This is a genomic window from Microcoleus sp., assembly GCF_049646505.1.
Classification (GTDB): domain Bacteria; phylum Cyanobacteriota; class Cyanobacteriia; order Cyanobacteriales; family Microcoleaceae; genus Microcoleus.
In genome coordinates this window covers 1-9,710 of record NZ_JBARVX010000038.1, presented here as the reverse complement: position 1 = coordinate 9,710, position 9,710 = coordinate 1, and the positions used below count along the sequence as shown (strand labels likewise).

General features: G+C 45.3%; 14 protein-coding genes. 7 read left to right on the top strand and 7 right to left on the bottom strand.

Annotated features, from left to right (window positions below):
* Window positions 1-170: 170 nt before the first annotated feature.
* Complete coding sequence (locus WBA89_RS02390; RefSeq protein ID WP_424403734.1) at window positions 171-1,031, bottom strand: Rpn family recombination-promoting nuclease/putative transposase; 861 nt, start codon at window positions 1,029-1,031, stop codon at window positions 171-173.
* Window positions 1,032-1,180: 149 nt separating this feature from the next.
* Between WBA89_RS02390 and WBA89_RS02385 the strand changes: the two genes are divergently transcribed.
* The 3 genes from WBA89_RS02385 to WBA89_RS02375 all read left to right on the top strand — a co-directional run bounded on the left by WBA89_RS02385 (window position 1,181) and on the right by WBA89_RS02375 (window position 2,603).
* Window positions 1,181-1,504: a hypothetical protein gene (locus WBA89_RS02385; protein WP_424403732.1), complete on the top strand. Its 324-nt coding sequence runs from the start codon at window positions 1,181-1,183 to the stop codon at window positions 1,502-1,504.
* 88 nt (window positions 1,505-1,592) lie between these two features.
* Window positions 1,593-2,399: a GUN4 domain-containing protein gene (locus tag WBA89_RS02380; RefSeq protein ID WP_424403730.1), complete on the top strand. Its 807-nt coding sequence runs from the start codon at window positions 1,593-1,595 to the stop codon at window positions 2,397-2,399.
* A gap of 45 nt (window positions 2,400-2,444) precedes the next feature.
* Window positions 2,445-2,603, top strand: coding sequence for a hypothetical protein (locus WBA89_RS02375; protein ID WP_424403728.1), 159 nt, complete (start codon window positions 2,445-2,447; stop codon window positions 2,601-2,603).
* Window positions 2,604-2,614: 11 nt separating this feature from the next.
* On the opposite strand, the gene WBA89_RS02370 is transcribed toward WBA89_RS02375, so the two are convergent.
* The 4 genes from WBA89_RS02370 to WBA89_RS02355 form a co-directional block, all read right to left on the bottom strand.
* Window positions 2,615-2,965 carry an ACP S-malonyltransferase gene (locus tag WBA89_RS02370; protein ID WP_424403726.1) on the bottom strand — a complete coding sequence of 117 codons (351 nt, stop codon included), beginning with the start codon at window positions 2,963-2,965 and terminating at the stop codon, window positions 2,615-2,617.
* A 41-nt stretch (window positions 2,966-3,006) separates the two neighbouring features.
* Entirely contained in the window at window positions 3,007-3,381 is a 375-nt protein-coding gene (locus WBA89_RS02365; RefSeq protein ID WP_424403724.1) for a DUF433 domain-containing protein, read from the bottom strand.
* A gap of 134 nt (window positions 3,382-3,515) precedes the next feature.
* Complete coding sequence (locus WBA89_RS02360; protein ID WP_424403722.1) at window positions 3,516-3,839, bottom strand: XisI protein; 324 nt, start codon at window positions 3,837-3,839, stop codon at window positions 3,516-3,518.
* Between the two features lie 83 nt (window positions 3,840-3,922).
* Window positions 3,923-4,183, bottom strand: a complete 261-nt coding sequence (locus tag WBA89_RS02355) for an element excision factor XisH family protein (RefSeq protein ID WP_424403736.1) — start codon at window positions 4,181-4,183, stop codon at window positions 3,923-3,925.
* 56 nt (window positions 4,184-4,239) lie between these two features.
* On the opposite strand from WBA89_RS02355, the gene WBA89_RS02350 reads away from it, so the two are divergent.
* The 4 genes from WBA89_RS02350 (at window position 4,240) to WBA89_RS02335 (ending at window position 7,288) form a co-directional block, all read left to right on the top strand.
* On the top strand, window positions 4,240-4,434 hold the full coding sequence (locus WBA89_RS02350) for a hypothetical protein (protein WP_424403720.1): 195 nt from the start codon (window positions 4,240-4,242) through the stop codon (window positions 4,432-4,434).
* Window positions 4,431-4,613: a hypothetical protein gene (locus WBA89_RS02345; protein ID WP_424403718.1), complete on the top strand. Its 183-nt coding sequence runs from the start codon at window positions 4,431-4,433 to the stop codon at window positions 4,611-4,613. The genes WBA89_RS02350 and WBA89_RS02345 overlap by 4 nt, the downstream gene beginning before the upstream one ends.
* Entirely contained in the window at window positions 4,610-5,755 is a 1,146-nt protein-coding gene (locus tag WBA89_RS02340; RefSeq protein ID WP_424403716.1) for an iron-containing alcohol dehydrogenase family protein, read from the top strand. The genes WBA89_RS02345 and WBA89_RS02340 overlap by 4 nt, the downstream gene beginning before the upstream one ends.
* Window positions 5,756-6,106: 351 nt before the next feature.
* Window positions 6,107-7,288, top strand: a complete 1,182-nt coding sequence (locus WBA89_RS02335) for an aspartate aminotransferase (protein WP_424403714.1) — start codon at window positions 6,107-6,109, stop codon at window positions 7,286-7,288.
* Between the two features lie 486 nt (window positions 7,289-7,774).
* Here the strand turns inward: WBA89_RS02335 and WBA89_RS02330 are convergent, their stop codons facing one another.
* Both WBA89_RS02330 and dapF read right to left on the bottom strand, forming a co-directional pair.
* Window positions 7,775-8,920: a hypothetical protein gene (locus WBA89_RS02330; protein ID WP_424403712.1), complete on the bottom strand. Its 1,146-nt coding sequence runs from the start codon at window positions 8,918-8,920 to the stop codon at window positions 7,775-7,777.
* 253 nt (window positions 8,921-9,173) lie between these two features.
* On the bottom strand, window positions 9,174-9,710 hold a 537-nt coding region (gene dapF, locus WBA89_RS02325), incomplete at its 5' end, for a diaminopimelate epimerase (RefSeq protein WP_424403710.1).

Sequence of the window (9,710 nt, the reverse complement as noted above, 5' to 3'; positions counted from 1 at the left end):
CCCGATCCCCCCTAAAGAGGGCGGGCGGGCACGGGGCACCGCCCCTACAAGGGGGGGGGACAAGATTCTTCTCAAAGTCAACCCCTACTCCCCTTATTAAGGGGGATTTAGGGGGATCGAGATATGTGCAACGACCCATTAAATTAATATAAGAGGCTATATCTTAGCAATTAAGGCTGATGTTCATTCAACCAATTGGTTAAATCCGAGGCTTCTGAAAAATCCAGCAGCGCCTCTCCTAAATCCTCTAATTCTTCTACGGATAAAGTCTGAATTTGCTCGCGGGTTTCAGGTGCGATCGGACCAATCCGTCGAATCAACAGGCGAGTGAGCAACGACAGCGCCTCATCTTTCCTTCCTTCAAGGAGGCCTAGTTGTCTTCCTTCAAGGAGGCCATCTTCGCGAATTTCTTGGTAAATCACAGAACCGCGCATAGTTTCTTTCCTAAATAATTGTCTGATTAAGTCTTTTTCAAATCTCAAACCTGCGAGCACTTGGGTACAAGCGAGTAAATCCGCTTGTTGGGTAGGTTCTTCTATTGTAGCAATCTGAGTAGCGATTTGCTCTAACAAAGTTCGCGGCGAGTTGGTTTGAGAGAGTGTCGCCAATGGGAGTAAGCCGGGGACGGACAGCAGTAAAGCGGGGTCTTGTTCCCACAGGCGGATAACTCGATAGCCGTGTCGGGTGTTCGCGTCTGTGTACTCGGATACAAAAACTTGTTCTGATGCTGTTTGCTGCAAAAAGATTACTACTTGATTGATGTCACAGGAGTATTGCCGTTTGAGCCTGACGTAGTAGTCTAGCATCCTGAAGGCGATCGGCGGGTCGGAGTAGGGTCTGGTTTCAAATTCTAGATGTAGGATTTGGCGATCGGTTTGCAGGAAAACGAGAGAATCGGCTCGGATGGGTTCTTGAATTAGTTCGGTTTTGAGCACCTGAACAGTGGTGGGTTCGTCTATTGGTAGTAGCCAATGAACGAAGGCGGCGGGGAATTTTTCGGCTAGATATTTGCAGGTGTTGTCGTAGGCCAAGGAAGTTGGGTTGTGAGGGGTGATTTAGAAGAGTTTAACCCTAGGGGCATCTACCTGAGAAGAGATTTTTGGGGAATTTGGGGAAAGTCCTTAGTTTTTATCACTTTTTATCACTGACAAAGCTGAACTTGACTCCTTAAAATACTCAAATGCCAGCAGATGGCTCGCGTTTATGTTTACAAATTACCCTAATAGAGGAGTTGACAAAAGTGAGTTTACCATACAACCTTGTCGAGGCAATTCGGAAGATTATGGCTACTTTAGCTTTGGCTCAGGGAATCTTATCGCCATCACAGGTTTCTGATATTCCCAACTCGACAATAATAGCTCAATTTGAAGAGCAAATCGGAATAGCAGACCAGGAAGAAAGAGAGAAAGTAGAAAGGGAACTAAAAAAAGTAAAATCAAATCAATCGACCATGCTAGAGATAGCAAAAGAAACAGGCTATGGTAGCGGTAATTATGGCGGATAAATCAATTTTGATTGATTTTTACAAGTAGACATAACAATCAGGGGATTTAGTTGCAATTCCCCTGATTACCTAATCAAGGAAACTATCAATGTGGATTTTTATTTTAATTGTGCTGGCTGTAGTTATTTACTTCGTGTTGTCACAAGCATCAAACAGTAATCAAGCTAGCAAGGCATCAAGTAGAACTCAAGCTAGTAAAGCATCAAGCCAGAATTACACTAATCAAGTAGATTATTCAAATCTTGAAGTAATATCACTTGACAGCAGCGTGTCTGCTCATTATAACTACACACACCTTCGTGACCTACTAGCAGAGGGCAAATGGAAAGAAGCTAACAAAGAAACAGGACGGCTGATGCTCGCCGTAGGATATCTAACAGCAGAGAAAAAAGTCCGGGATGGAGAATGGACGCACGCTGACCCGAGGGAGGACTGTTTAGATTTCAGAAATTTATGGTACTTCCCTTGTAAAGACCTTTGTACTATAGATAGACTTTGGCTTAAATATAGCAATGGTCGCTTTGGATTTAGTGTACAAAAGCGAATTATATCGGAACTAGGAGAGGATACAATATCGTTTATATGTAGCTCGAACACCTCCTATCAGGAAGGTCTGAAAAAACGGGAATTAAGAGGGAGCTTCGAGAGACGGATAGGATGGTACACTCCTGACAGTGAGGACAGTGCTGGTAGAAGGACTTCTAATTTAAAAACCTATAACGATCTTACTTTTTCAATGCAGGCTCCACATGGACATCTTCCCACGGCGAATTATTGGCAGGAAGGAGCTAGGGGCAGGAACGATGTTGGGTCATTTGAAACTCAACCGCTGAAGGATTGTTACGACTTAGTACATCTCTTGGATAGGCTTTCAAGTTGCGGTATTGCTCTGTAGTTAAAATCCTTGTCACATAAACTTGTTTACACACTTGTATAGAATATGAGATGGAGTGACGATCGCCCCTTCACTCATAAAAGCGATCGCACCTCATCACCCTCACCTTTCTACAACCTTCTCCCATCGCCTGCTTTGACAGTTTTTGAAGCGCGATCGCCCTTAACAAATAAGAAAAAGCGCGATCGCTCAATCGCTCGCTAAACCCGACAGTGTTAAGGAATGAAAAGCCGACCTACTCCTATATAATTCTCGATGTAAAGTACAATCTCAATCAAGCGATCGACACATTGCTCCCGGTAGTCACGCTCAGCGACTCGCTCGATGTTTCCGAGAGTAACAACAGGTAGCGAAGTTGGTGAACTTTCTTCACGAATAACTTGCTCTAACGAGTCTGTACCCTTCATACTGCGATTTGCTGTCAGCAGAATCATCTGGTTGTCTTGAGCAAATCGCCAAACAATTCGATCGCTACTATTAATTGGTAACTGAACTTCTTCAAAAATCACGAAGCGAATCGATAGTAAATCAACCCAACCTCCGGCAGTTATGCTGCCAAAAAGCATGAGAGCTTGCCCCTCAATATTATGGTCAATTATAAAAATCATCAGCTTGATACAGCAAGTCTGGCTTTTCTTGCCTGAAGTTTTGCCCAAGCTGCCTGTCGATCGGGCTTTGGCGGCATTCCTGCAATCTGAGCGAGTCGATCGCGATTGCGATCTTCCCAATACTGCCGGATTTCTTCTGCCTGTTGCAAAACTATTTGATACTCTGATTCTACTTCAGTACGATTTGTTTCAATATAGGACATCGCTGCGTTGAATTGTTCGTCGGTTATGTAAAACTGATTGCGGATTAGCTTGGGTGGATAGCCAGCACAAATGTAGTCCATCAGTTGATAAAGCGTAATCCGCGTACCTGCGATCGTGAGTCCGCGCTCGGTGCGAATGATGGCTGATTGTCCGCTCGATACCGAAGTCATAGTTGTAACCTTTAAGCGATTATTTTCATTTTACCTTACTGTATCGACTCATAAATTCTCGCCCTCCAATGCAAATCCCTTCCACTCCATCATACTTTCAAGGATTCTCGCTGCTGCTCACTAGAAGCCACGACCTAAGCAGTATAAGGTCTAACATCAGGCGGTTGAAGCCCCAAAACAATTGATTTAGCCGGAATTCCCGCTGCAACTAACTCCTCACCAATCAGGCGATCGGTATTATTTGCTTGAATCCACACCTGAGAGTCAATAATATCAATATGAATCACGCAATGGTGGATGCGCTGCTCGTTAAACCAACCTATATTTATTAACATATAGCGGTCATTTTCTACATCAAAAATTGTTTCGCTTTGTATCCCGCTGTCACCAACGGGAATCTCAGCGTATTCAGTCAGGAGCTGCTTAACAAGTTGGCGATAATTATTTAAGCTGTCCATTGTACTATTTCCTCGGTTTTTGGGTTAAAGACAACAAGATTTAGGCGGTTATTATCTAGCAATATCTGACCAAATCTTTCTCCTTAAAAAAGCTCCGTAAAAGCATTTACTGGAATTGCAATATACAGTTTTCTTTCTGATTCAGTCCGTTTTAAGATGTCATAGTAAAGAGTGTATTGACCCAAAGCTTGCTCTAAATCTGCAATTCTAGACTCTCTGATAAAACTTTTAACTTCAACGGCTATCTTGCGATCGTTGTTCTCCGCAGCTAATAGCTGTTCGACACCCAGATCGATCGATAGGTTTCTCTTGGCCCAAGCCAACGGATACGGATCGCGGGTAATTGTCTAGCCAGCCTGGGTTAGAGCCTGTTTGACAACTTGATGATAAAGGTCTTTTGTTGGCACGATCGCTCTCTTTTGCGATCGAGGTTGACACTGACTATTCTAATGTATTGCATCAACTACAACAGAATCAAGCGCAGGCGATCGCCCAAATCATCCCAAATGCGATCGCCCTCGCTTGGGAAGTCGGAAGTCTCCAAGCATTAAAAGAATTAGAAAGTGCGATCGCCCGATCGAACTATCAGTCATGATTCTGCGTTCAAGTGCGATCGCCCCTCAAATCCCCCTCCCATGCCCCAACCCCGGACAATACTTAATAAAAACTTTACAAAACTTACCCGATCGCCCAACACGAGTTAGAGTTATCCTAGAAAATCCAGCAATCTTGCAAAGCCTCAACATTCCCGTCACTCATCCACTGGTTAGATGACTCCAACCCAAAGCACCAAAACTACCACCGCAACTGCAATTTATTCCTTGACAATTGCTCCAGCCTGTGTACTGCGCGGTCAAAACGCCCTAGCACAAGCCGGAGAAGCCATCGCCCGTTTCGGAAACCGCCCCCTCATCGTCGGCGGCAGCAACTCCCTCGCCGCCGCCCAACCCTACCTGCAACCAATCCTCGAACAGCAGCAGTTACAATCCGCCGAAACACAATACGGCAACGATTGCAGCGAAACCAGCCTCGAAACCCTCCGCGCAGCAGCCGCCAGCCATGAAGCCGATTTCATCATCGGTGTCGGCGGCGGCAAAGCCTTGGATGCAGCCAAACTCGTCGCCTATCAGTGCAAAATCCCGATCGTCACAATACCGACATCAGCAGCCACCTGTGCCGCTTGGACAGCCCTTTCTAACATTTATTCAGAACAAGGCGCATTTCAATACGATGTCACGTTAGCCAGATGTCCCGATTTGCTAATCCTCGACTACGGCTTAATTCAAACAGCACCTCAAAGAACATTAATAGCAGGAATTGGAGATGCGATCGCCAAATGGTACGAAGCATCAGTCAGCAGCGGACACTCCGAACAAACAATGATAATTTCCGCCGTCCAACAAGCTAGAATCCTGCGCGATATCCTGTTCCAAAAATCAGCCGCCGCCCTCAAAGAACCCGGTAGCGAAACCTGGCAAGAAGTCACAGACGCAGCCGTATTGCTAGCAGGAGTAATCGGCGGCATCGGCGGAGCCCAATGTCGCACCGTCGCCGCCCACGCCGTCCACAACGGCCTAACTCATCTATTAGCAAGTCACGGAACTTTGCACGGCGAAAAAGTTGCCTACGGAATTTTGGTACAACTGCGGTTAGAAGAAATGCTGCAAAACAATCAACTCGCTGCCACCGCCAGACAGCAATTGCTAAAATTTTACGCTGAGATTGGATTGCCCCAAACTTTAGACAATCTAGGACTCGGAGACGTTAGCCTCACACAATTGCAGCGCGCCGCCGACATAGCGTGCCAACCCAATTCCGACATCCACAGACTGCCGTTTAAAGTTGTTCCCGAACAATTAATGGCAGCAATGGTTTCTACCACCGCACCTGTGGGAGAATCAAGAGTTAAGAATTAAAACATTTTGTAGTAAGGTTTGTAGTAAGGACTTTAGTCCTCTAAAGGCTGTGTTGGCAGGATTTCAGTCCTTACTGCGAACCAAGGACTGAAATCCTTACTGCGAAAGACTAGAAACTAAAAACTCACAAAAAACAAATGACTTTGGATTGGATTAGCCCTGACTAATATCGTTTCCGGTTGCATCGGAATGATTTAACCGCAGAGAACACAGAGTACACAGAGTCCGAGAATATATATCTGAATCATTCCGATGAAGAGAGGATTTGATATAAAGTCCTCTAAAGGCTGCGAACCAAGGAGTGAAATCCTTACTGCGAAAGACTAGAAACTAAAAACTCACAAAAAACAAATGACTTTGGATTGGATTAGCCCTGCTGACAGGTTGCAAAAACTGCCTCCCTATGTATTCGCCCGTCTCGACGAACTCAAAGCCCGCGCCCGCGAACAAGGCCTCGATTTAATAGACTTAGGAATGGGAAACCCCGACGGTGCCACTCCTCAACCAGTAGTAGAAGCCGCTGTCGCAGCCATCCAAAATCCTGCAAATCACGGCTATCCACCCTTTGAAGGAACTGCTAATTTCCGCCGTACTATTACTAAATGGTACAGCCGTCGCTACAATGTTGAACTCGATCCAGAAAGCGAAGCATTGCCTTTGTTGGGTTCCAAAGAAGGTTTAGCACATTTTGCGATCGCCTATATCAATCCCGGCGATTTAATCTTAGTACCGAGTCCGGCTTATCCAGTATTATTTCGAGGCCCGATTATTGCCGGTGCAAAAGTTCACAACATCACCCTCAAGCCAGAAAACGACTGGGTAATTGACTTAGGCGACATTCCCGACAGCGTAGCCGAACAAGCCAAAATACTCTACTTTAATTATCCCAGCAATCCGACGGGAGCAACAGCACCCCGCGAATTTTATAAAGATATTGTTGCTTTCGCGCACAAACATCAAATCTTGCTGGTTCACGATTTGTGCTATGCGGAATTAGCCTTTGACGGCTATCAACCGACAAGTTTATTAGAAATTCCTGGCGGTAAAGAAATCGGTGTTGAATTTCACACCATGTCCAAAACTTACAATATGGCCGGCTGGCGCGTCGGTTTTGTAGTAGGAAATAGCAAGATTATTCAAGGTTTGCGGACTTTAAAAACTAACCTAGATTACGGTATATTTTCCGCCTTGCAAACAGCAGCAGAAACAGCGCTGCAATTGCCCGACAGTTACTTGCACGAAGTACAGGAACGCTACCGCACTCGCCGCGATTTTATGGTTGCAGGATTGGCAGAATTAGGGTGGAATATTCCTAAACCTCTGGCTGCAATGTATCTGTGGGTTCCCTGTACTCGCGGCATGAGTTCTACGGATTTTGCTTTGAATGTTTTGCAGCAAACTGGTGTGGTTCTGACTCCCGGTAATGCCTTTGGCCCTGGCGGCGAAGGATATGTTAGAGTTAGTTTGATAGCAGATTGCGATCGGCTGGGAGAAGCTTTGCGCCGCTTGAAACAAGCAAACATTCGATATTAGTTATTGGGAATGGAGCATAGGGCATGGGGAATTGGGCATTGAATTTAAAGTACAATCTTGACGCAATTTACTAATTTATTAAATTCAACCTATCCTCATAACCTGCTCTTTCGGATATTTGGGGAAAAATGTATGTTTGGCTGCGGGATAATGGGCAAAAAGGTAATTGGTAATTGGCGATCGATTCGGGATATATTACCCATTACCTAAGCTATCGCGTATTTAAATTGTATATTCAGGGCTTGTATATTCAGGGCGGGACACCTCACTCATTGTTCGATCGCTTTTTAGGAATAAAAATTTAATAACTCAAGCAATTCATTCATCGTTACCAGGCTCTGCCTGGTAATGCAGGTGCGGAGGCTCTGCCTCCTTTGAGGAAAGCAACTTACGGGAGAGAGCACTGTAGGAGGTGTTTAAGTTATTAAGTTTTCGCTTTTTAACATACAATTGAAATGCCCCGCGCCCTCGGCTAATTCCTAATAACTACGCTTTTTTAATTTCATTAGTAATCCAGTCAAAAGTTTCGACAACTTGATTGAGGGCAGATTCATCCTGCAAAGTAAACAAAGCCAAACTCGGAGACCTTCTTTCCCCAGGTTCCGTAGGTAAAGACAGACCGATCGAACTTAATTTGTTCCTTAATTCCAGCCACTTCTTTTCCTCGTTAAACGGCGGCTGCGAACCGTAATTATGAGCGGAAATTTCCATTTTTCCAGCAATATTAACAGTAAACAACTGATAGGTTTTATTACCTTTTTGATGCAAGTTGGCGGCAAAGCCTCCGTAGGTATCCCCCGTACCCCATTGAATGTCTACGAACGGTGCTTGACTTTTCACCCAAGCATAAATTGCTTTGGCGATTTGCGCTTCTTCTGCGCCTCCTCTAGCCTTGATTTCCGCAAAAAATGACGATTCATCCCAGCGCCTTCTTTCGCGTGTTGCGCTGGATTTTTTCTGCTGTGCTTCGGCTGTCTGACCGATCACTCTGGGAACCAAGGTTTTCAAACCGTCTTCACTTACATACTGCTTAATTTCCAGGGCAAAAACTTCAACCGGGTCCATTTGTTCGTTGAGAAATTCCACAACTCGACGCATTTCAGCGGAAATCTCGTCAGCGACAAACACTAAGCGAATTTTACCTGCTTGCAAGTTAGTTTTAACCTTTTGCCAAAATCTGTCTTCATTAGCATCTGCACCGAGAAACTGTTCAAAAATCTGTTCTGGATCGCGGCCCCGATCGCGACAATTAGCTTCAAACATAGCAATAATTGAATCGACTGGCCAGTGAACTACCGCATTAGCAGCATAGTCGATCGACTGACCCAAAACTTGTTGCCGCAGTTCGGCATTAGGAGTTCGCCTGACATCCACCAAAGTAGGAACTGCATTTTGGTCGAGAAACAAATGATCCAGCGACCACTGGACGGCTGTTTCCTCATCGTTAGGCACTGCTGCTTCCCGCGAAATTAACAGCCACCTGCGCGCCGTAGCCCGATCGATTTGGTCTCCCGCGATCAAATTCGGATAAGTTACTAGCAAATCTTGTAACTGGTCTTCCGAGTCGTAGGGCTGTTCCATCATTTCTACCAGCCTGTCGTCATCCTGAATCAGATAAATACCTCCAGCCATGCACATTCACCTAGTAAATTTTAGATTTTAGATTTTAGTCAGTAGTCATTAGTCATTAGTCATTAGTCATTAGTCATTGGTCATCTGTCTTCAGCCAATGACTAATGAAGGCGCAGGGCATTAGTCATTCAGCATTACTTCATAATTAAAGAATTAAAGAAAAATTTTGAATTCAAGAATTTTCCTTGCTTGTCAATTCCACAAAAAACTCCTTCTGACTGAAGACTGATGACTAATGACCAATGACTAATGACTACTGACTAATACAACCAGTAAATACTCGCTGTGCCGGCCCGGTCATGTAAATCCGCCCAGAAACTTCTGCCCATTCAATTTCCAAAACGCCACCGGGGAGTTCAACCGCAGTTGTTCGATCGCACTTAGCGACCAACACTCCAGCTACCACAGCAGCACAAGCACCAGTCCCACAAGCTAGAGTAACACCTGCGCCTCTTTCCCACACCCGCATTTTTACGTAGTCCGATCGTATTACTTGAATAAATTCTGTGTTTGTACGCTGCGGGAAGGCTGGGTGGTGCTCGAACACAGGCCCGACAGTTTCCAAAGCAACAGCCGAAACATCGTCTACAAAGGTAATGCAGTGAGGATTACCCATGCTGACACAGGTAACAGACCAAGATTTACCCGCTACCTCGATCGGCACATCTATCACTTTGGCATCCGGTGCGGCCAAAGTTGTCGGAATTTCCGCAGCCAGCAGCCGGGGAACTCCCATATCCACCTTAACTTGACCGTCCGATCGCAATTCGGTGATAATAACGCCCGCACC